Raw genomic sequence first — 20,867 nt, forward strand, 5'->3', positions numbered from 1 at the left:
CACGTCCGCCCTGTCAGCACGTACCGTACGGCAGCACAGGTGGGACCAGGTGGGGCAGCGGGAAGGGGCAGCCGGTTTGACCACGCACGCACCGCAGGCGGCGCAGGCCGTCACGCTGCCCACGACGCTGGACGAGGCCGTCGCGGCACTCACCGCCGTGCCCGCCGCCGTGCCCGTCGCGGGCGGCACCGACCTGATGGCCTCCGTCAACTCCGGGCAGCTCAGGCCCGCCGCGCTGGTGGGACTCGGCCGGATCAGCGAGATCCGCGGCTGGCAGTACCAGGACGGTCACGCGCTGCTCGGCGCGGGCCTCACCCACGCGCGCATGGGACGCCCCGACTTCGCGGCCCTGATCCCGGCGCTCGCCGCCGCCGCACGCGCCGCGGGCCCGCCGCACATCCGCAACGCGGGCACCCTGGGCGGCAACATCGCCTCGGCCGCCCCCACCGGTGACGCGCTGCCTGTCCTGGCCGCCCTGGAGGCGACACTGATCATCGCGGGCCCGGGCGGAGCCCGCCGGGAGATCCCCGTGTCGCACCTGCTGGCCGGGATGGACATGCTGCGCGCCGGCGAACTCATCGGCTACGTGCGCGTGCCGCTGCTGCACGCCCCGCAGGTCTTCCTGAAGGCGACCGGCCGTACCGGCCCCGGACGCGCGGTGGCGTCCGTGGCCCTGGTCCTGGACCCCGCGCGCCGGGGTGTGCGCTGCGCGGTGGGCGCCATAGCGCCGATGGCGCTACGGCCCCTGCAGGCCGAGGAGTGGGTCGGGCGGCTCATCGACTGGGACAACAACCGCGCGATCGTGCCGGAGGCGCTGAACGCCTTCGGGGAGTACGTCGCCGCGGCCTGCATCCCCGACGCGGCGCCGGCCGAGGACGGCTCCGTACCGCAGCTTCCGCCCGCCGTACTGCACCTGCGGCGCACCGTCGCCGCGCTGGCCCGACGAGCACTGGGGAGGGCGCTGTCGTGACCGACGACCAGCACGGACAGGGCACGCCCCGGGGCGGCAGCCGCTGGGACCCGCTGCCCCAGGGCGAGTACGACGACGGCGCGACCGCCTTCGTCGAACTCCCCGAGGGGGGCGTCGACGCCCTGCTGGCCGCCGACAGCCCCCTCGCCGCGCCCGGCCACGGCTACGTACCGCCGCAGATAACGGTCGACCCCGCCGCGACCGCCGGCACCGACCCCGCTGCCACGGGCGCGTGGCCGGCGCCCGGCGCGCCCGTCGACGGCGCCCAGTGGCACGACCCGCACGACCCGTACGCGGCGCACCAGCAGCAGGGCCACGAGGTCGGTGAGCAGCCGTACGGCTCCGACGCGCCCTACGGCTCCGGCACGCCGTACGGATCCGACTCCGGGGCGGGGCAGCGCGGCGGGGACGACCGGTTCACGTACAACCCGGGAGCCACCGGGCAGTGGAACTTCGAGGAGGCCGCGGCGGCTGAGCCCGCGCCCGGCCATGACGTGACCGGACAGTGGTCCATCCCCGTCGCCGGGGGCGACCTTCCGGACGAGTCGGGCGAGTTCACCACGTCCTCCTTGGTCGAGCAGTGGGGCGGCAACGCGCCGGCCACGCTCCCGGGCGGCGCGCCCGCGCCGTGGGCGACACAGGCGGCGGGCGAACCGTGGGGGCGGCAGGCCCCACAGGACGCGCCGGGGCAGGAACAGGCCGGGCCGGGCTACCCGCAGGAACACGAGCAGAGTCACGGGCACGGGCAGCAGAGGCTCGCCGGACCGCCCTCCGCATACGCACCGGACCAGAGCGCACACGCCCCGGAGCAGGCGCCTGCCGGACCCCTGCCGCAGGAGACGGACCCGACGCACCAGACGCCGGGCAGCGGCCACGCACCTCAGCCCGGAGGGCTCGGTCATGCGCCGGAGCCGTCCGGCTTCGACGACCACGGATCGGAGCCCTCCGGCTTCGCCGATCATCGAGGCGATCACGGAGTCGAGCACGACGCCGATCACGGAGTCGAGCACGGCGCCGATCACGCAGCGGAGCCGTCGGGCGCACCCGGCCACGCACCGGAACCGTCCGACCCCGCCGGGCACCCGGACGAGTACCCCGCGCCCTCCGCGCCCGCCCAGCCGTACGAGGCACACGCCGAACCCGCCGAGTCCCCTGAGTCCGTGCAGGAGGCCTTCCAGGAGGCATCACAGGCCACTCCTGGGGCCGGTGAGGCCGACGGGCCCGCCGAGGACGCCCCGGACGCCGCAGAGGGCGCTGACAGCCCCGCCGAGCCCGTCGCCGCGCCTCTCCCCGCCATGGCGGACGCGGACACGGACGCCGGACCGGAGGCCGCCGACAGCGAGTCCCCGGACGACCCGGCACCGCAGGACCCCTCCGGCACACCGGACGACGCGGCCTCCGTACCCCAGGACGCACCCACCCTCCCGCAGGAGGAACACCCCCTCGCTTCCTTCGTCCTGCGCGTCAACGGCGCCGACCGCCCCGTCACCGACGCGTGGATCGGCGAGTCCCTGCTGTACGTGCTGCGCGAGCGGCTCGGGCTGGCCGGAGCCAAGGACGGCTGCTCGCAGGGCGAGTGCGGGGCGTGCAACGTCCAGGTCGACGGGCGGCTCGTCGCGTCCTGCCTGGTCCCGGCCGTGACCGCCGCCGGCAGCGAGGTCCGCACCGTCGAGGGCCTGGCCGAGGACGGACAGCCCTCGGACGTACAGCGGGCGCTCGCGCGCTGCGGCGCCGTGCAGTGCGGCTTCTGCGTACCGGGCATGGCGATGACCTTGCACGACCTCCTGGAAGGCAACCCGGCGCCAACCGAGCTGGAGACCCGCCAGGCGCTCTGCGGCAACCTGTGCCGCTGCTCCGGTTACCGGGGCGTGGTCGACGCCGTGAAGGACGTCGTCGCCGAACGCGAGACACACGCCGCGCCCGCCGCGGGCGACACCGACGAGGCCCGTATCCCGCGCCAGGCGGGCCCGGGCGCCGGCGGCGTCCACCCGTCGGCCTTCGGATCGCCCCCGGACGCGCACGCCCAGGACGCGCATTCCCCGGGCCCCCATTCCCCGGGCCCGCATTCCCCGGACCCGCATTCCCCGGACCCGCACGACCAGCCCTACGGCCAGGACGGAGGCCCCGCGTGACCAACGAAGCAGCCACCGCGCAGGCCGCGGAGGCCGCCCCCGCCCCCGAACCGCTGCCGCACGGCCTGGGCGTCTCCCTCCCGGCCGCGGACGCCCGTGCCAAGACGGAAGGCACCTTCCCGTACGCCGCCGACCTGTGGGCCGAGGGACTGCTGTGGGCGGCCGTGCTGCGCTCACCGCACCCGCACGCGCGCATCGTGTCGATCGACACCTCCCACGCCCGCGAGATGCCCGGCGTACGCGCCGTCGTCACCCACGAGGACATCCCCGGCAGCCCGTTCCACGGCCGCGGCACGGCCGACCGCCCGGTCTTCGCCTCCGAGGTCGTACGCCACCACGGCGAGCCCATCGCCGCCGTCGCCGCCGACCACCCGGACACCGCGCGCATGGCCGCCGCCGCCGTCATCGTCGAGTACGAGGCGCTCGACCCGGTGACCGACCCGGAGCAGGCCTTCGAGGCCGAGCCCCTGCACCCCGACGGCAACCTGATCCGGCACATTCCGCTGCACCACGGCGACCCGGACGCGGCCGGGGAGATCGTCGTCGAGGGCCTGTACCGCATCGGCCGCCAGGACCCCGCGCCCATCGGCGCCGAGGCGGGCCTGGCAGTACCGCGCCCGGACGGCGGCGTGGAGCTGTACCTCGCCTCCACCGACCCGCACGCCGACCGCGACGCGGCCGCCGCCGCCTTCGGCCTGGAGCCGGAGCGCGTCAAGGTCGTCGTCACCGGCGTCCCCGGCGCCACGGCCGACCGCGAGGACCAGGGCTTCCAGCTCCCGCTCGGCCTGCTGGCGCTGCGGACCGGCTGCCCGGTGAAGCTCACGGCCACGCGCGAGGAGTCGTTCCTCGGCCACGCCCACCGGCATCCCACCCTCCTGCGCTACCGCCACCACGCGGACGCCGAGGGCGCACTCGTGAAGGTCGAGGCGCAGATCCTGCTCGACGCGGGCGCCTACGCCGACAGCTCCGCCGAGGCCCTCGCCGCCGCCGTGGGCTTCGCCTGCGGCCCGTACGTCGTCCCGAACGCGTTCATCGAGGGCTGGGCCGTACGCACCAACAACCCTCCGTCGGGCCACGTACGCGGCGAAGGGGCCATGCAGGTCTGCGCCGCCTACGAGGCGCAGATGGACAAGATCGCCAAGAAGCTCGGCATCGACCCGGCCGAGGTGCGGCTGCGCAACGCCATGGCCACCGGCGATGTACTCCCGACCGGCCAGACGGTGACGTGCCCGGCCCCGGTCGCCGAACTGCTCCAGGCCGTACGGGACTTCCCGCTGCCGCCGCTGCCCAAGGACACGCCCGAGGACGAGTGGCTGCTGCCCGGCGGCCCCGAGGGCGCGGGCGAACCTGGCGCGGTGCGCCGGGGCGTGGGCTACGGCGTGGGCATGGTGCACATGCTCGGCGCGGAGGGCGCGGACGAGGTCTCCACGGCGACCGTGAAGGTCCACGACGGTGTGGCGACGGTCCTGTGCGCGGCCGTCGAGACCGGCCAGGGCTTCACGACCCTGGCCCGGCAGATCGTCCAGGAGACACTCGGCGTCGACGAGGTGCACGTGGCGCCGGTCGACACCGACCAGCCCACGGCGGGCGCGGCCTGCCACGGCCGGCACACCTGGGTGTCGGGCGGCGCGGTAGAGCGCGCGGCCAAAATGGTCCGTACGCAGCTCCTCCAGCCGCTCGCCCACAAGTTCGGCATGTCCACGGAGCTGCTCCAGATCAACGACGGCAAGATCACGTCGTACGACGGAGTCCTCTCGACGACCGTCACCGAGGCGCTGGACGGCAAGGAACTGTGGGCCACCGCCCAGTGCCGCCCGCACCCGACCGAGCCGCTGAACGAGGCCGGCCAGGGCGACGCCTTCGTGGGCATGTCCTTCTGCGCGATCCGCGCGGTGGTGGACGTCGACATCGAGATCGGTTCCGTACGGGTCGTGGAACTGGCCGTCGCCCAGGACGTGGGGCGGGTCCTGAACCCGGCCCAGCTGGCCGCCCGCATCGAGGCGGGTGTGACCCAGGGCGTGGGCATCGCGCTGACCGAGAACCTGCGCACCCCGCGCGGCCTGATCCGCCACCCGGACCTGACCGGTTACGCCCTCCCGACGGCCCTCGACGCGCCGGACATCCGCATCGTCCGGCTGGTCGAGGAACGGGACGTGGTCGCGCCCTTCGGCGCGAAGGCGGTCAGCGCGGTGCCGGTGGTGACGTCCCCGGCGGCCGTCGCGTCCGCCGTACGGGCCGCCACGGGCCGCCCCGTGAACCGGCTGCCGATCCGTCCACAGGCCGCGGTGGTCACGGAACGGTCCTGACTCGCGCTTCCTGCAGTGGTCAGTGGAGGCGATTCCGGCGGGAAGGGAACGCGCGAGGGTCGTCTGAGCGTCTGGTGAGGTGGAGGCGTAGCCGCTGGACGTGAGTCGACGGGCGCGTCGCTGTTCCGGGGCGTTGTCAGTGGTGGGGCGTACTGTTCTGGGCAGTGGGGGACGGCTGCCGGGCCTGGCCGGGCGGTCTGCCGTGCTCCGCCATGGGGACGGTGAGCAAGCACATGCGGGGGAGCCCATGAGTATGACCGACGCCGGTTCCGCGGTGATCACCCTGACCGAGTCCGAGCTGGACCCGTGGGTGACGCACGCGTCGACGCGGCACTGGCTGACCGGCCCCGGACTGCCCTTCGAGAACGGCGTGCTGAGCTTCGCGGAGCTGCGCCGGGAGGGCTTGCGCACGGTGGCGGACTCGACGGGCGATCCGGCGGACCGGCTGTCGGCTGAGCTGCGCGAGCAGTTGGTGATAGGCGGACTGCTGGGCCCCGGAGGCCTTGAGACGGAGTCGGTCCTGCTGGACGGCGCGACGGGCGAGATCTCGACGACGTCCTTCCTGCACGACCGCCCCGACCTGATGGACCGCCGCCCCCTGGCCCCCTCGCTGCGGACCCTGGTGCGGTTCGCGGAGGCGACGGACGAACTGGCGGGCCTGCGCGGTCAGTTCGCCTCCTACGCTGGCCGCTACGGCCCGAAGGCGGTGGCACAGGCGTCCCAGCACCTCCTGGCGGTGTTCCGGGACGGCACGGACGGCGAGCCTGCCCCCTTCTGGAAGATGGCGGCCCTCATCCGCCCGCTCTCCCTCGTGGCGGGGCGCGGCGGCGCATCCGGCCTCTCCCTGGACCTCCCGCACCGCCTGCTGGACCAGGAGTTCGGCCCCGGCAAGGTGGCCCGCTTCGAGGACGTCGACTTCCCCGCGACACTCACCCACGAGCCGACCCGCCGTTTCCTCCGCGAGGTGGGCCTGCCCGAGGACGCCCATGTCTTCTCCCTGGACACGGACGTACCGCTGGCGACGCTGGCCGAGTACTACGCCGACGCGGACCGCCCGACGCGACTCCCCTCCCGTGCCGACCACTTGATACGGATCGGCTGCCTGGTCGACGACAACAGCCTGGTCGTCGACGGCGAGACGGGCGCGGTCCTGAACTGGAGCGAGCCCGAGGCGACGCTGTACCCGCTGAACACGGACGTCTCGACCCTCGCCTTCACCCTCTGGCTCCTGCACCGCGAGCGCGCCATCGACTCCCAGTCGGACCATGAGCTGACGACCGACACATACGACCAGCTGGCCATGACGATGCTCCAGGTGCTCTCGGCGGTCGACCCTACGGGGGTCATGGCGGGGAGGTCGGGGCGGCATTACTGGACGGATGTGTTTCGGGACGAGGCGGGTGGGGTGCTGTAGGGGGCGGGTTCACGCGCTGGAGTGTGGTCCAGCCGGCCCAGCCCCGCTGCTTCAGCAGCTCTATGAGCCGACGGGCGGACGGCACTGTGTCGAAGACGAACGCGTCCATCAACTCGGCGAGCGCCGGCTCGATGCCGCCCGGGTCGCCGATGTATCCCTCGCCCCGCTCCTCGGCCAGCCTCGTGACGTAGGCGGCCACCCGGTCGGCCAGTTCGACCAGCCGCGGATCGTTGTCGCTCCACCCGAGAGCCGCGCTCAAGTCCAAGTAGAAGTCGACGAACTCCTGATCGGCGATCTGCTCCCGCTTGCGTGCGATCCACTCCCGCACCCGCTCGGGTGAGCGCGCGACCAGCGGGATCCAGCCGTCGCGCTCGGCTTGGACGATCCGCTCGTCCACGCCGAGCGCCCGCAGCCGGTCGAGAAACCCGACCACCTCAGGAGGCAGCGCCAGACTGTCTCCTGAGGCGAGGCGGGCGATCCGCGCGCGGTGCCGCTGCCGCTCCCTGATCTCCGTTTCCAGCCGCCCGTCGATGTCCGCGACGGCCGAGGCGAACTCCTCCTCGCCGGCCTGGAGCAACTCCCGCACGCGCGCCAGCGGAACCCCGGCCTCGGCGAGAGTCCGGATCCTGATCAGCTCCACCACGGCCTCGGCGTCGTACCGCCGATAGCCGGAGTGATCCCGCTCGGGCTCCGGCAGCAGTCCCTTGGCGTGATAGTGCCGCACGGCGCGCACGGTCACTCCGGCGTAGGCCGCGAGCTCGCCGATGGTCAGCATGGGCCCAGTCTGGCTCAGGAGGCCGGCCGGCTGCCCGGCTGGTGCGCGCTCCGGATGATCTCGGCGATGTCCGGTGCGTGGGTGAAGACCAGCCGGTGGTCGGCGTCGAGCCAGGAGACGGAGACGTCCGCCCGCTGTCGGACGAGCCGTTCGACGCCGTCCCGCCAGAGCCGGTTGTGCCGTGGCGCACGCCCCGCGCCGCCGCGGCCGGCGATCGCGCTGGACATGATCATGTGCACAGCTCCATCAACCTTCCGGTACCGCTCGAGAATCCCGGCCCGAACCACATCCATCTCAAGACCAAGCTCGAAGACCTCCTCGGCGCTGAGCAACACCTGACGGGCACGGTCACTGCCCTCGCTCCGCTCGACTGTGTGCCGCGCCATCTCCCGGAACTCCACGAGGTCGATGTCGGTGACGAACGGCTCGGGCAGCGGATTCGCCCCGTCGATGAGCACAAGCCCGGCGACGCCGTCATGACACTCGGCCGCGTAGTGCACCGCCAGATCCGCGCCCAGGGAGTACCCCACGAGCAGGGGCGCCGACGGCAGGTCGAGTTCCGTCATCACGGCACGGAGATCGCCCAGAAACGCGTCGAATGAGTACCGCTCGGCAGCGGAAGAGAGGCCGTGCCCCCGGAGATCGAAGGCCACGACATCATGATCGCGCCGCAGCAGGTCGATCAGCTCGTGCAGGTCGGCCTGTGTGCAGTTCAGCCCCGGGCACAGAATCAGGGGTCTTCCCCGGCCGCCACGGGACACCTGGATGGTGACGCCGTCGTGCCGAACGGTGAGGTGCCGCGTGGTGCTGTCGCCTGTCGCAGTCATGCGGATCAGGGTCGGGGGTTGCCCGTGCGTCAGGGTCAACCGCAGGGCGGCGAAGCGGGCGATGACCTGAGCCTTGCCCCACCCGACTGCTCCCGTTGCGCCCTGATTGCGCCCTACCCCGGTCCTGAACACCCCCTGATGCTCGCTTCATGGGGGATACAGCCGAGCCGAGCACCATCCCGTTACCCGACCCCGACGGACACCGGCAGGCGCCACCGGGCGTGCCGCAGCCATGGGAGAAGACCGACCGGGCCCAAGCCGCGATGGAAGGCGCCACGGGGCCCGAGCCGCCCGCGCCACCCGTCTGCCCCAACTGCGGGCTCGTCGGTGATCGGCGCATCACCTACTACGGCCGGCATGTCCTCCTCGAACCGGACATGCCGGTCCCCGCACACATGGTGCCCGCCTGGCACCGCTGGTACATGGACTCCAACGGAACGGCCTGGAACAGCCGGGCAGACGAGCCCACGCCCGGAGCCGTGTGCCGTGTACCGCACCGGATCGCCTGTCCCGGTCTGGGACTCGAGGAGATCGGCCTCTGGCGGTGGCTGGACGCCGTACGCGCGGAGAACGCCCGCCGGGCATGGCGAAAGGCCGACGAGGAAGCCGCCCGGGAGCCGCTTCCGGACGCCGGTTGACGCTGTGGAGGCCGTGGCGGGATTCGAACCCACGTAACTCGCTTTGCAGGCGAGCCCCTGAACCACTCGGGCACACGGCCGTGTTCCCACTCGATGTCCTGACAGTAGGTCGGCGGGGAAGCGGTGCTCAAGGGCATCGGGTGTGCCGCAACGGGACTGCCATACGGCGTTCACAGAGCGGGTGTCGGGCCAGGGTCGTACGACCAAGGTCGGGGTGGTTGGCCGTCTCGCGACAGGGGTCAACGGGACCTGTGGACCTTACGCTGGCGGGCATGACCGTCCCCAAGCCGAGTGACCCAGAGGTCGTAGACGCCACCGCCGCCCCCTCGGTCGCCGAGGCCGAGGAGACCGTGCTGGGGCGGTCCTATCGGGCGTTGAGCGTCGGGATCGTTTCCGTCGTGCTGCTGATCGCCTTCGAGGCGACGGCCGTGGGGACGGCGATGCCCGTCGCGGCGCGGGAGCTGGACGGGGTGTCGCTCTACGCGTTCGCGTTCTCCGGGTACTTCACGACGAGTCTGTTCGGGATGGTGCTCGCCGGGCAGTGGTCCGACCGGCGTGGACCCCTCGGACCGTTGGCCGTCGGTATCTCCTCCTTCGGGGCCGGGCTGCTGCTGTCGGGGACGGCCGGGGTGATGTGGCTGTTCATCCTGGGGCGGGCCGTCCAGGGGCTCGGCGGTGGGCTGGTGATCGTCGCGCTGTACGTCGTCGTCGGACGGGCCTATCCGGAGCGGCTGCGGCCGGCGATCATGGCGGCCTTCGCGGCGAGCTGGGTCGTACCGTCGATCGTCGGCCCGCTCGCCGCCGGCACGGTGACGGAACAGCTGGGCTGGCGATGGGTGTTCGTCGGAATACCGGCGCTCGTCGTCCTCCCGCTGGCGCTCGCGCTGCCGCAGATACGGCGCCGGGCCGCCGGTCCGGTCGGTGAGTCGGCCTCGAAGTCCTTCGACCGTCGGCGTATTCGTCTTGCCCTGGCCATCTCCCTCGGCGCGGGGCTGCTCCAGTACGCCGCCCAGGACCTGCGTCCCCTCTCCCTCCTGCCCGGCGCCGTGGGCGTGGCCCTGCTGGTGCCTGCCGTGCTCGGGCTGTTGCCGAAGGGCACGTACCGGGCTGCCCGCGGGCTGCCGTCCGTCGTGTTGCTGCGCGGTGTCGCAGCCGGGTCCTTCATCGCCGCCGAGTCGTTCGTGCCGCTGATGCTGGTGACCCAGCGCGGGCTCAGTCCGACACTGGCCGGGTTCTCTCTGGCCGCGGGCGGCGGGACGTGGGCGCTGGGCTCGTGGGTGCAGTCGCGGTCGCGGTTCGAGGCGTACCGGGCGCGGTTGACGACCGTCGGGATGCTGCTGGTGGCCGCGGCCATCGCCACGGCGCCGAGTGTGCTGATCGACTCCGTGCCCGTCTGGACCCTGGCCGTCGCCTGGGCCTTCGGCTGCCTGGGCATGGGGCTCGTCATCTCCTCCACGAGCGTGCTCCTGCTCCAGCTCTCCGCCCCGGCGGAAGCCGGCTCCAACTCCGCTGCCCTGCAGATCTCCGACGGCCTCTCCAACGTCGTTCTGCTCTCCGCCGGCGGCGCCGCGTTCGCCGCCCTCGGGGGCGGCACGGTGAGCCACACGGCTGCGCACGCTTCCGGTTCGCATCCGGCCGCCTTCGCCGCGGTGTTCCTGCCGATGGCGGGAGTGGCGTTGGTGGGGGCCTGGGTGACGACCCGCTTGCGGGAGCTGTGACGTCGATCCCACCCATGGCTGACCCGGCTGGGTCCGCGCGTTGACGACCGTGGGGCGCCGGTAGGGTGGCCCGGTTGTCATACGTAGCCGAGCCGTCAGGCTCTCTCGACCGAGCCGCCCGACCCCCAGCGGAGACCGTGACTACCACCGCCAGCTCAAGTTCCGCCGCGCATTCCCACCACCTGTCCCCGGCGTTCCCCGGCCGCGCCCCCTGGGGTACCGCCAGCAAGCTGCGCGCCTGGCAGGAGGGCGCGATGGAGAAGTACATCCAGGAGCAGCCGCGGGACTTCCTGGCGGTCGCCACCCCCGGCGCAGGCAAGACGACCTTCGCGCTGACGCTGGCGTCCTGGATGCTGCACCATCACGTCGTCCAGCAGGTCACCGTCGTCGCGCCCACCGAGCACCTGAAGAAGCAGTGGGCGGAGGCGGCCGCGCGGATCGGCATCAAGCTGGATCCCGAGTACAGCGCGGGGCCGCTCGGCAGGGAATACCACGGGGTCGCCGTGACGTACGCCGGTGTCGGTGTGCGGCCCATGCTCCACCGGAACCGGGTCGAGCAGCGCAAAACGCTCGTCATCCTCGACGAGATCCACCACGCCGGTGACAGCAAGTCCTGGGGCGAGGCCTGTCTGGAGGCCTTCGAGCCTGCCACCCGCCGGCTCGCCCTGACGGGTACGCCCTTCCGGTCCGACACCAACCCCATCCCCTTCGTGACGTACGAGGAGGGCAACGACGGGATCAGGCGGTCCGCCGCCGACTACACCTACGGCTACGGCAACGCGCTCGCCGACAACGTCGTGCGGCCCGTCATCTTCCTCTCGTACAGCGGCAACATGCGCTGGCGTACCAAGGCCGGTGACGAGATCGCGGCGCGGCTGGGCGAGCCGATGACCAAGGACGCCATCAGCCAGGCCTGGCGTACCGCCCTCGATCCGCGCGGCGAGTGGATGCCCTCCGTGCTGCGCGCCGCCGACCAGCGGCTGACCGAGGTGCGGAAGGCCATCCCGGACGCGGGTGCGCTCGTCATCGCCGCGGACCAGGACTCTGCCCGCGCCTACGCCAAGCTGATCCGCGAGATCACCGGCAGCAAGGCCACAGTCGTGCTCTCCGACGACACCGGTGCCTCGAAGAACATCGACGACTTCAGTGCGAGCACCGATCGGTGGATGGTCGCCGTCCGCATGGTGTCCGAGGGCGTCGACGTCCCGCGGCTCGCGGTCGGGGTGTACGCCACCACCATCTCGACCCCCCTCTTCTTCGCTCAGGCCGTCGGGCGTTTCGTGCGGTCCCGGCGGCGCGGCGAGACGGCCTCCGTGTTCCTGCCGACCGTGCCCGACCTGCTCTCCTTCGCCAACGAGATGGAGCGCGAGCGCGACCACGTCCTCGACAAGCCCAAGAAGCAGGGTGAGGAGGACCCCTACGCCGAGTCCGAGAAGGAGATGGACGAGGCGAACAGGGAGCAGGACGAGGACACCGGCGAGCAGGAGCAGTTCTCCTTCGAGGCGCTGGAGTCCGAGGCCGTCTTCGACCGGGTCATGTACAACGGTGCCGAATTCGGCATGCAGGCCCACCCGGGCAGCGAGGAGGAGCAGGACTACCTCGGGATCCCGGGTCTCCTGGAGCCCGACCAGGTTCAGCTGCTGCTCCAGAAGCGGCAGGCCCGGCAGATCGCGCACAGCCGCAAGAAGCCGGACGAGGAGGCCGACCTGCTCGAAATGCCCGCCGAGCGGCGGCCGGTGGTCTCCCACAAGGAGATGATGGAGCTGCGGCGGCAGCTCAACGGGCTGGTCGGCGCGTACGTCCACCAGAGCGGCAAGCCGCACGGGGTGATCCACACCGAGCTGCGGCGTGTGTGCGGGGGGCCTCCGGCGGCGGAGGCGACGGCGGGGCAGCTGCGGCAGCGGATCGCCAAGGTGCAGGAGTGGGCGACCCGGATGAAGTGACGCCCCTCGTCGGTCTTGCCACGCCAGGTTCCGGATGGGTGGGTGTCGTGCGTGCTCCGTGGGGCGCCAGGAGGCTCCCGATGCGCGTATGAGGGCAAAGGGGGTCAGTTGCCCCTGGGCTGTGCCCGGATTCTGGACGGAGCCTTCCGCTCAGCGAACCTGCTTCGCTACTGTCCGGCTACGCACACGCCCCGTGGCAGCGCCGCCGCGGAGCGCAGCCGTGAAGCGACGCGGTCCGGACTGGCCGGGCCGCCGGCCGATCGGCGGCCTCTGAAGCGCGTTGCCGACGGGACTCGGTGACGCACCAGCCGCCAGAGGGCCGCCGACCTCACCACTAAGGAGTGGGCGTCGTGACCGCGGAGACCTCTCAGACGCTCGACCGGGGACTGCGGGTCCTCAAACTGCTCGCCGACACGGACCACGGACTGACCGTGACCGAGCTGTCCGTCCGGCTGGGCGTTAACCGGACTGTCGTGTACCGGTTGCTCGCCACGCTGGAACAGCACGCGCTCATACGCCGTGACCTGGGCGGACGTGCCCGCGTCGGGCTCGGCGTGCTGGGTCTGGGGCGGCAGGTCCATCCGCTGGTCCGGGAGGCCGCGATGCCGGCGTTGCGGTCGCTGGCCGAGGACATCGGCGCCACGGCCCACCTGACCCTGGTCGACGGGGCGGACGCGCTCGCCGTGGCCGTGGTGGAGCCGACCTGGACCGACTATCACGTCGCCTACCGCGCCGGGTTCCGGCATCCCCTGGACCGGGGCGCCGCCGGCAAGGCGATACTCGCGGCCCGGCAGCACCCGATGGCGGACCCGGGCTACATCCTCACGCACGGGGAGCTGGAGGCGGGCGCGTGCGGGGCGGCGGCGCCGATGCTGGGTGTGACGGGCGTCGAGGGCAGTGTGGGTGTGGTCATGCTGGCGGACGTGGTGCCGGAGCGGGTGGGGGAGCGGGTCGTCGAGGCGGCGCGGGAGGTCGCCGAGGCGTTGCGCTGACCTCTGCCGTGTCCCCGGGCAGGGTCCGGACGACCTGATCCGGGCCGGATCCCACCCCCGAGTTAGATTGATCCCGTGTTCTCTCGTCTTTCTCGCCCCCGGGCCATCGCCGTCTGTGCCCTGCCCGTCGCCGCCCTGCTCGCCACGGCGGTGTTCGCGCCGCTGCCGTTCTCGGTGGCGCAGCCGGGGATGACGGCGAACGTGCTCGGAGAGAACAAGGGCGCCGAGGTGATCACCATCTCGGGCGCACCGGCCCGGGACACCCGCGGGCAACTGCGCATGACGACCATCGAGGCGACCTCCCCGGACACCCGCGTCTCGCTCCCCGACGTCATCGACAGCTGGTTCCGCACCGACCAGGCGGTCATGCCGCGCGACGCCGTCTATCCGAACGGGGACAGCGTCAAGGAGATCGAGCGGCACAACGAGGAGCAGATGAAGGAGTCCCAGAACGCGGCGACGCAGGCCGCGCTGGGCTACCTCGGCCTGAACGCCAAGGACGTCAAGGTGAGCCTGAAGCTCGCCGACGTGGGCGGGCCCAGCGCCGGGCTGCTGTTCTCCCTGGGGATCATCGACAAGCTCGACGGCGACGGCAGTGACGGGGATCTCACGGGGGGCCGTGTCATCGCCGGTACGGGCACGATCGCCGCGGACGGCACGGTCGGTGCGGTGGGGGGTGTCGCCCTCAAGACGCAGGCCGCGCGGCGTGACGGCGCGAGCGTGTTCCTGGTCCCGAAGGCGGAGTGCGGGGATGCGCGGGCCGAGCTGCCGAAGGGGCTTCGGCTGATTCCGGTGACCACGCTGAAGAGCACGGTGAGTTCCCTGGTGGCCCTGGAGACGGGCAAGGGGTCCGTGCCGAGCTGCTAGTGGGCGGCGGCTGCTGTCCCCGGACGGGTGGCGAGTCTTAACCCGACCTCTATGAGGGTCCAGCCGAGGCGGGTACGGAGGTTGTGAGCGCGTCCGGCCCTGACGGGGCCCGGGGCTCCGGTCTCGGCACGGAGTTCGGTGGCGCGGGCGTGGTGCAGGGTGAGGTGGATGTCGGGGTGCATCTCAGTCCGTCCTGATCGGGAAAGCGTGGGTGTGGAAGCGGACCTGCTCGGCCTCGGGGGCGTCCTCGGTGGTCGCGCGGTCGCGGTAGGACTCGACCAGCGCGTGCATCTTCTCGACGAGCTCCCGCGTCAGTTCGGGCGTCAGCCGCAGTGTGTCGCTGCTCATGTCCCAGGCGCGGCTCCACTCCTCGGGCCATGAGTCGCGGTTGCCCAGCCACGTCGACAGCTCCCGGGTCTGCGTGGTGGCGATCTCGTGGAGGTACATGTCCGCCGCGCCGCGTACGGCCGGGTCCGAGTCGTTGAGCAGGGCGTCGTCGAAGCGGAGGCCCAGGTGGACTGCCTGCCACCACCGCTCGCGGCCCTTGCCCCGCTCGGGGGCGTCCTCGACGAAGCCGTACTCCGCGAGTTGGCGCAGGTGGTAGCTGGTGGCGCCGCTGGACTCGCCCAGCTTCTCGGCCAACTGCGAGGCGGTGGCCGGGCCGCCGAAGCGCAGGGCGTCCAGCAGCTGCATCCGCAGGGGGTGGGCGAGTCCGCGCAGGGATCGGGCGTCGAGTTGCCGTACTCGGGGGTTCTGGGCTTCGGTCACGATGCAAAGGTATCCTTGCAAAGGAATCCTTGCAAGGGTTTCTTTGTAACTCCGTCGACTACCCCTCTTCGACGAACCCCTCCCCCACTATCCAGTCCAACGCCACCTGATGCGGATCCTCCCCGTCCACATCCACCTTCGCGTTCAGCTTCCGCGCCACCGCGTTGTCCAGCTTCGCCGTCACCGGGTCGAGGACATCGGCGATCGCCGGCCACTCCTTCAACGTCTTCGTGTTGATCATCGGGGCGGCGTTGTAGTTGGGGAAGAACTTCTTGTCGTCGTCCATCACGGCGAGGTTCATCGAGTTGATGCGCCCGTCGGTCGTGTACACCTCCCCGTAGGTGCAACTCCCCTTCGCCGCCTGGGTGTAGATGATCCCGGTGTCCATCTGCGTGATGTCCCGGGCCGGTACGTTCATGCCGTACGCCCTCTGCATGCCCGGCAGCCCGTCCGCCCGGTTGGCGAACTCGACCTCCACGCACAGCGACGCCGCGCCGGGGTCGGACTTCGCCAGTTTCGCCACGTCCGACAGGGTCTTGGTGCCGTACTTCTTCGCGTTCTCCTGGTTCATCGCCAGCGCGTACGTGTTGTTGAGTTCCGCCGGCTGCAGCCAGGTCACCCCGTTGCGGGCGTCGTCCTTGCGCACCGCCTCCCACTGCTCGCGCGGGTCGGGGATGGGCTTGCTGTTGCCCAGGTACGTGATCCAGGCCGTGCCCGTGTACTCGTACCCGGCGTCCGCGTCGCCCTTCCGGACGGCCTCGCGGCTGCCGATGGAGCCCTGGATGCCGGTGCGGTCGATCACCTCGGCGCCGGCCGCCTCGAACGCGATGCCCATGATCGAGCCGAGGATCAGCTGCTCGGTGAACGACTTCGACGTCACCGTCAGATGTGCGCCCTTCAGCGGCTCACCCCGGCCGATCGAGCCCGGCTTCACGTCATCGGTCATGGGGGAGCCGCTGGTCAGGCCGCAGCCGGACACCGCCGTCAGCAGCCCCGCCGCCCCCAGCCACCCACGCCCCCTCACGACTGCAACCCCCGCGGCCGCAGCAGCAACTCCGCGATCGACGCCAGCCAGTCCACCAGCAGTGCCAGCACGACGGTGAGGATCGAGCCCAGCACCAGCACGGGCATCCGCTGGTTGGTGATGCCGGTCGTGATCAGTACGCCGAGGCCGCCGCCCCCGCCGAAGACCGCCAGGGTCGCCGTGCCGACGTTCAGGACCAGGGCCGTACGGACACCCGCGAGGATCAGCGGGACGGCCAGTGGCAGTTCGATCCGGCGCAGCACGCCCAGCGGGGACATGCCGATGCCGCGCGCCGCCTCCAGCAGGGTCGGGTCGTTCGCCTTCAGGCCGGTGATCGTGTTCGACAGCACGGGCAGGATGGCGTAGATGATCATGCCGATCAGGGCGGCCCTGCGGCCGATGCCCAGCCAGATGACGAGGAGCGCCAGCAGGCCGATCGCCGGGGTCGCCTGGCCCATGTTGGCGAACGCCATCGCCACCGGGGTGGCCCTGCTGAACGCCCCACGGGTCAGCAGGATGCCCAGCGGGATCGCGATGATCAGCACGAAGAACGTGGAGATCACGGTCAGCTGGATGTGCTGCCACAGGGCCTTCGAGACCTGGCCGCCCGACAGGGCGTTCCGGGAGAGCGCGTCCAGGTCGGCCTGCAGGAACCAGAGCCAGGTGGCGAGCAGCACGGCCACCAGGGCGAGGGGCAGGACGGTCAGTTTCTGCCAGGTGATGCGTGCGGGCCGGGGAGCCGGGGGCGTCCGGGGCGCCTCGGCCTTCTCCTCGGCCGCCGGCTCGGACGGAACGTCCTGCACCTCGGGCGCGGTCACGCCTTCCGCTCCCCGCCGAGGCCGACCACGCCCGCGACGTCGCCGCCCTCCTGCTCCGCGTGCGTCTGCGAGGCCCGCAGCGACTCCAGCTCGTGCTGGTGCTCCATCGCGTCGAGCCGGTCGGCCTCCAGCATCTCGTGCACGGAGTTGATGAGGGTCTCCATGTCGACGACGCCCGTGTACTCGCCGCGCCGCCCGGTCACCGCCACCCGCCCCGCGTTGTCGGTGAGCACCGCCTCCAGCGCGTCCCGCAGGGTCGCGTCCCGGGTGACCGTGTCGTGCACCAGTGTCCCGGCCCGGGCCAGCGAGCCCCGGGCCCGCATCAGGTCGCCGCGCCTCAGCCACTTGTAAGGGCGGCCGCGCCGGTCGAGCAGCAGGACCTCGTTGGTGCCGCCGGTCCGCAGCCGGTTGAAGATCTGCTGCAGCGGGTCGTCGATCGTGACGGTCGGATAGTCGGTGATCTCCACGTCCCGTACGCGGGTCAGGTTCAGCCGCTTCAGCGCCGCCCCGGCGCCGACGAACCCGGACACGAAGTCGTCCGCCGGGTTGGTGAGGATGGCCTCCGGGGTGTCGAACTGCGCGATGTGGGACCGCTCGCGCAGGACGGCGATCCGGTCGCCGATCTTGATCGCCTCGTCGAAGTCGTGGGTGACGAAGACGATCGTCTTGTGCAGCTCGTGCTGCAGCCGGATCAGCTCGTCCTGGAGATGGTCCCGGGTGATCGGGTCCACCGCCCCGAAGGGCTCGTCCATCAGCAGCACCGGGGGGTCGGCGGCGAGGGCCCGCGCCACGCCCACGCGCTGCTGCTGACCGCCCGAGAGCTGGCGCGGATAGCGGCCGTGGAACTCGCCGGGGTCGAGGCCGACGAGGTCGAGGAGTTCCTCGGTCCGCTCCTTGATCCGGGTTTTCGGCCAGCCGATCATCTTCGGCACGAGGGCGATGTTCTGCGCGACCGTCATGTGCGGGAAGAGGCCGGCCGACTGGATCGCGTAGCCGACCTTGCGGCGCAGCTTGACCGGGTCCATGTCGGTGACGTCCTCACCGTTGATGCGGATCCGGCCGCCGGTCGGCTCGATCAACCTGTTGATCATCTTGAGCGTGGTCGACTTACCGCAGCCCGAGGGGCCGACGAAGACGACGACCTCGCCCGCCTTGATCTGCATGCTCACGTTGTCCACGGCGGGCTGCGCGCCGCCGGGAAACCGCTTGGTCAGGCTCTCCAGCTCGATGGAGGCACCGTGGTCGCCGGACTCAGGCACGGATCCCCCTGGGAATGGTCAGCCGTCCGATCAGGACGTACGCGGCGTCGAACAGCAGCGCCAGGACGATGATGCCGAGCGTGCCCGCGAGGACCTGGTTGAGCGCGTTCGCGCTGCCCAGCGAGGCGAGGCCGCGGAAGATGACGTTGCCGAGGCCGGGGCCGGAGGCGTAGGCGGCGATGGCCGCGATGCCCATCAGCATCTGGGTGGAGACCCGGATCCCGGTCAGGATCGGCGGCCAGGCCAGCGGCAGCTCGATCCGCAGCAGCCGGGCCGACCGGGACATCCCGATGCCCGTGGCCGCGTCCACCAGTGACGGGTCGACCCCGCGCAGGCCGACGATCGCGTTGCGGACGACCGGCAGCAGCCCGTACAGCGTCAGGGCGATCACCGTGGGCGGTACGCCGAGACCCACGATCGGGATGAGCAGACCGATCAGGGCCAGCGCCGGGACGGTCAGGATGGTGGCGGTGGTCGTGGTCGCGAGGTTCCCGGACCACTCGCCGCTGTAGGTGACGACGGCGATCAGCACCCCGATCACGGTCGCCACGACCATGCACTGGAAGACGACGCTCGCGTGCTGGTAGGCGTCCGTGAGCAGCTGCTGGTGCCGGTTGCCCAGATACTCCCAGAAGTTCACGCGCTCACCCCACGACTCAGGTCTCCTCCGCGGCCTGCTCCACCAGCGGGATGATCCGCGGCGGAACGGGGTTCTCCATGACGATCGCCGTGGAGGCCCGGACGATGCCATCAAAACCGACGACCCGGTCGATCACACGCTGGAGATCGGCGTTCGAGCGGGCCACCAGCCGGCACAGCATGTCCCCGCTGCCGGTGGTGGTGTGCAGCTCCAGCACCTCCGGCACGGTCGCCAAGTGGGCCCGTACGTCGGCTCCTTGGCCCTGCCGGATCTGGAGCGTCGCGAACGCCGTGACCGGGTAGCCGAGCGCCGCCGGATCCACCTCCGGACCGAAGCCGCGAATGACTCCGTTCGACTGAAGCCGGTCCAGCCGGGCCTGCGCCGTGCCCCGGGCCACCCCCAGCCGCCGGGACATCTCCAGCACCCCGATCCGCGGCTCCCGGGCCAGCAGCAGGATGATCCGGCCGTCCAGATGATCGATCGCCACAGCAGCCTCCCGAAGTAGTCATCCTGTACAGATAGGCCGGTGCTACGGCCGTATTGCTGAACAGATTGCCCAGCAGAAACGCAAACTATTGCGCACCTTGCCGAGCGGGGAGACCCTGCGGCTATGACGCAGACCACACACCACACTCCCGACACCGCCCGGCAGGCCGACCCCTTCCCGGTCAAGGGAATGGACGCGGTCGTCTTCGCCGTGGGCAACGCCAAGCAGGCGGCGCACTACTACTCCACCGCCTTCGGCATGAAGCTGGTCGCCTACTCCGGACCGGAGAACGGCAGCCGCGAGACCGCTGCGTACGTCCTGGAGAACGGCTCCGCCCGCTTCGTCCTCACCTCGGTCATCAAGCCGTCCAGCGACTGGGGCCACTTCCTCGCCCGGCACGTGGCCGAGCACGGCGACGGCGTCGTCGACCTGGCCATCGAGGTCCCGGACGCGCGCGCCGCGTACGCCTACGCCCTCGAGCACGGCGCCCGCTCGGTCACCGAGCCGTACGAGCGCAAGGACGAGCACGGCACCGTCGTCCTGGCCGCCATCGCCACCTACGGCGAGACCCGCCACACCCTCGTCGAGCGCTCCGGCTACGACGGCCCCTACCTGCCCGGCTATGTGGCGGTCGAGCCGATGGTCGAACCGCCCGCCCAGCGCACCTTCCAGGCGGTCGACCACTGCGTCGGCAACGTCGAGCTCGGCCGGATGAACGAGTGGGTCGGCTTCTACAACAAGGTCATGGGCTTCACGAACATGAAGGAGTTCGTGGGCGACGACATCGCCACCGAGTACAGCGCGCTGATGTCGAAGGTCGTCGCCGACGGCACGCTCAAGGTCAAGTTCCCGATCAACGAGCCGGCCATCGCCAAGAAGAAGTCCCAGATCGACGAGTACCTGGAGTTCTACGGCGGCGCGGGCGTGCAGCACATCGCGCTCAACACCAACGACATCGTCCAGACGGTCCGCACCATGCGCGCGGCCGGCGTCGAGTTCCTGAACACACCCGACTCCTACTACGACACGCTGGGGGAGTGGGTCGGCGAGACCCGCGTCCCGATCGACACCCTGCGCGAGCTGAAGATCCTCGCCGACCGTGACGAGGACGGCTACCTGCTGCAGATCTTCACCAAGCCGGTCCAGGACCGTCCGACCGTCTTCTTCGAGATCATCGAGCGCCACGGCTCGATGGGCTTCGGCAAGGGCAACTTCAAGGCCCTGTTCGAGGCGATCGAGCGGGAGCAGGAACGCCGCGGCAACCTGTGAGCCCGATCGCCCCCTGAGAC

19 protein-coding genes and 1 tRNA gene are annotated in these 20,867 nt (G+C 71.5%); 10 read left to right on the forward strand and 10 right to left on the reverse strand.

Features of this window, described 5'->3' with window-relative positions:
* The first annotated feature begins 76 nt into the window (after positions 1-76).
* The 4 genes from OG542_RS24975 to OG542_RS24990 all read left to right on the forward strand — a co-directional run bounded on the left by OG542_RS24975 (position 77) and on the right by OG542_RS24990 (position 6,822).
* Positions 77-970 (forward strand): FAD binding domain-containing protein, encoded by an 894-nt coding sequence (locus OG542_RS24975; RefSeq protein WP_189723970.1) that lies wholly within the window; start codon positions 77-79, stop codon positions 968-970.
* Positions 967-3,102 carry a 2Fe-2S iron-sulfur cluster-binding protein gene (locus tag OG542_RS24980; protein ID WP_328413734.1) on the forward strand — a complete coding sequence of 712 codons (2,136 nt, stop codon included), beginning with the start codon at positions 967-969 and terminating at the stop codon, positions 3,100-3,102. Before OG542_RS24975 ends, OG542_RS24980 begins: the two co-directional genes overlap by 4 nt.
* Entirely contained in the window at positions 3,099-5,408 is a 2,310-nt protein-coding gene (locus tag OG542_RS24985; RefSeq protein WP_311125967.1) for a xanthine dehydrogenase family protein molybdopterin-binding subunit, read from the forward strand. Before OG542_RS24980 ends, OG542_RS24985 begins: the two co-directional genes overlap by 4 nt.
* A 247-nt stretch (positions 5,409-5,655) precedes the next feature.
* Entirely contained in the window at positions 5,656-6,822 is a 1,167-nt protein-coding gene (locus tag OG542_RS24990; RefSeq protein WP_328413735.1) for an SUKH-4 family immunity protein, read from the forward strand.
* Here OG542_RS24990 and OG542_RS24995 read toward each other — a convergent pair.
* A complete protein-coding gene (locus tag OG542_RS24995; RefSeq protein WP_328413736.1) occupies positions 6,752-7,597 on the reverse strand; it encodes a MerR family transcriptional regulator in 846 nt (281 codons plus the stop codon). The two genes, OG542_RS24990 and OG542_RS24995, sit on opposite strands and share 71 nt — an antisense overlap.
* 14 nt (positions 7,598-7,611) lie before the next feature.
* Complete coding sequence (locus OG542_RS25000) at positions 7,612-8,424, reverse strand: alpha/beta fold hydrolase (RefSeq protein ID WP_328413737.1); 813 nt, start codon at positions 8,422-8,424, stop codon at positions 7,612-7,614.
* Between the two features lie 149 nt (positions 8,425-8,573).
* On the opposite strand from OG542_RS25000, the gene OG542_RS25005 reads away from it, so the two are divergent.
* Positions 8,574-9,062, forward strand: coding sequence for a DUF6083 domain-containing protein (locus OG542_RS25005; protein WP_328413738.1), 489 nt, complete (start codon positions 8,574-8,576; stop codon positions 9,060-9,062).
* A 5-nt stretch (positions 9,063-9,067) separates the two neighbouring features.
* Here the strand turns inward: OG542_RS25005 and OG542_RS25010 are convergent.
* Positions 9,068-9,142, reverse strand: a tRNA-Cys gene (locus tag OG542_RS25010).
* A 192-nt stretch (positions 9,143-9,334) separates the two neighbouring features.
* On the opposite strand from OG542_RS25010, the gene OG542_RS25015 reads away from it, so the two are divergent.
* The 4 genes from OG542_RS25015 (at position 9,335) to OG542_RS25030 (ending at position 14,582) form a co-directional block, all read left to right on the forward strand.
* The gene (locus OG542_RS25015; RefSeq protein ID WP_328413739.1) at positions 9,335-10,780 is read left to right on the forward strand and encodes an MFS transporter; all 1,446 of its coding nucleotides are present in this window, start codon (positions 9,335-9,337) and stop codon (positions 10,778-10,780) included.
* A gap of 137 nt (positions 10,781-10,917) precedes the next feature.
* Positions 10,918-12,723, forward strand: a complete 1,806-nt coding sequence (locus OG542_RS25020; protein ID WP_311125959.1) for a DEAD/DEAH box helicase — start codon at positions 10,918-10,920, stop codon at positions 12,721-12,723.
* 350 nt (positions 12,724-13,073) lie between these two features.
* Positions 13,074-13,715, forward strand: coding sequence for an IclR family transcriptional regulator (locus OG542_RS25025; RefSeq protein WP_328413740.1), 642 nt, complete (start codon positions 13,074-13,076; stop codon positions 13,713-13,715).
* 75 nt (positions 13,716-13,790) lie between these two features.
* Positions 13,791-14,582 carry a S16 family serine protease gene (locus tag OG542_RS25030; protein ID WP_328413741.1) on the forward strand — a complete coding sequence of 264 codons (792 nt, stop codon included), beginning with the start codon at positions 13,791-13,793 and terminating at the stop codon, positions 14,580-14,582.
* Here the strand turns inward: OG542_RS25030 and OG542_RS25035 are convergent.
* From OG542_RS25035 to OG542_RS25065, 7 genes are read right to left on the reverse strand one after another with little or no spacing between them, the layout of a single operon-like run.
* Positions 14,579-14,764: a hypothetical protein gene (locus tag OG542_RS25035; RefSeq protein ID WP_328413742.1), complete on the reverse strand. Its 186-nt coding sequence runs from the start codon at positions 14,762-14,764 to the stop codon at positions 14,579-14,581. The genes OG542_RS25030 and OG542_RS25035 overlap by 4 nt on opposite strands.
* Position 14,765: 1 nt before the next feature.
* The gene (locus OG542_RS25040) at positions 14,766-15,350 is read right to left on the reverse strand and encodes an ArsR/SmtB family transcription factor (RefSeq protein ID WP_328413743.1); all 585 of its coding nucleotides are present in this window, start codon (positions 15,348-15,350) and stop codon (positions 14,766-14,768) included.
* A 58-nt stretch (positions 15,351-15,408) separates the two neighbouring features.
* Positions 15,409-16,374, reverse strand: coding sequence for a glycine betaine ABC transporter substrate-binding protein (locus OG542_RS25045; RefSeq protein ID WP_408057789.1), 966 nt, complete (start codon positions 16,372-16,374; stop codon positions 15,409-15,411).
* Positions 16,371-17,192 (reverse strand): ABC transporter permease, encoded by an 822-nt coding sequence (locus OG542_RS25050; protein ID WP_328413744.1) that lies wholly within the window; start codon positions 17,190-17,192, stop codon positions 16,371-16,373. The genes OG542_RS25045 and OG542_RS25050 overlap by 4 nt, the downstream gene beginning before the upstream one ends.
* Positions 17,189-18,451, reverse strand: coding sequence for a betaine/proline/choline family ABC transporter ATP-binding protein (locus OG542_RS25055; protein ID WP_328413745.1), 1,263 nt, complete (start codon positions 18,449-18,451; stop codon positions 17,189-17,191). Before OG542_RS25055 ends, OG542_RS25050 begins: the two co-directional genes overlap by 4 nt.
* A complete protein-coding gene (locus OG542_RS25060; RefSeq protein ID WP_193478347.1) occupies positions 18,444-19,091 on the reverse strand; it encodes an ABC transporter permease in 648 nt (215 codons plus the stop codon). The genes OG542_RS25055 and OG542_RS25060 overlap by 8 nt, the downstream gene beginning before the upstream one ends.
* Positions 19,092-19,107: 16 nt before the next feature.
* Positions 19,108-19,578: an Lrp/AsnC family transcriptional regulator gene (locus tag OG542_RS25065; protein WP_193478346.1), complete on the reverse strand. Its 471-nt coding sequence runs from the start codon at positions 19,576-19,578 to the stop codon at positions 19,108-19,110.
* A 123-nt stretch (positions 19,579-19,701) separates the two neighbouring features.
* Here OG542_RS25065 and hppD point away from each other — a divergent pair, with 123 nt between their 5' ends.
* Complete coding sequence (hppD, locus tag OG542_RS25070) at positions 19,702-20,847, forward strand: 4-hydroxyphenylpyruvate dioxygenase (protein WP_328413746.1); 1,146 nt, start codon at positions 19,702-19,704, stop codon at positions 20,845-20,847.
* Positions 20,848-20,867: the final 20 nt, after the last annotated feature.

This window comes from Streptomyces violaceus, from assembly GCF_036014075.1.
Taxonomy (GTDB): Bacteria; Actinomycetota; Actinomycetes; order Streptomycetales; family Streptomycetaceae; genus Streptomyces; species Streptomyces violaceus.

Coding starts and splice junctions, on each gene's coding strand:
- OG542_RS24990 (WP_328413735.1), top strand. CDS start 5,656: ATGAGTATGACCGACGCCGGTTCCGCGGTGATCACCCTGACCGAGTCC.
- OG542_RS24995 (WP_328413736.1), bottom strand. CDS start 7,597: ATGCTGACCATCGGCGAGCTCGCGGCCTACGCCGGAGTGACCGTGCGC.
- OG542_RS25000 (WP_328413737.1), bottom strand. CDS start 8,424: ATGACTGCGACAGGCGACAGCACCACGCGGCACCTCACCGTTCGGCAC.
- OG542_RS25005 (WP_328413738.1), top strand. CDS start 8,574: ATGGGGGATACAGCCGAGCCGAGCACCATCCCGTTACCCGACCCCGAC.
- OG542_RS25015 (WP_328413739.1), top strand. CDS start 9,335: ATGACCGTCCCCAAGCCGAGTGACCCAGAGGTCGTAGACGCCACCGCC.
- OG542_RS25035 (WP_328413742.1), bottom strand. CDS start 14,764: ATGCACCCCGACATCCACCTCACCCTGCACCACGCCCGCGCCACCGAA.
- hppD (WP_328413746.1), top strand. CDS start 19,702: ATGACGCAGACCACACACCACACTCCCGACACCGCCCGGCAGGCCGAC.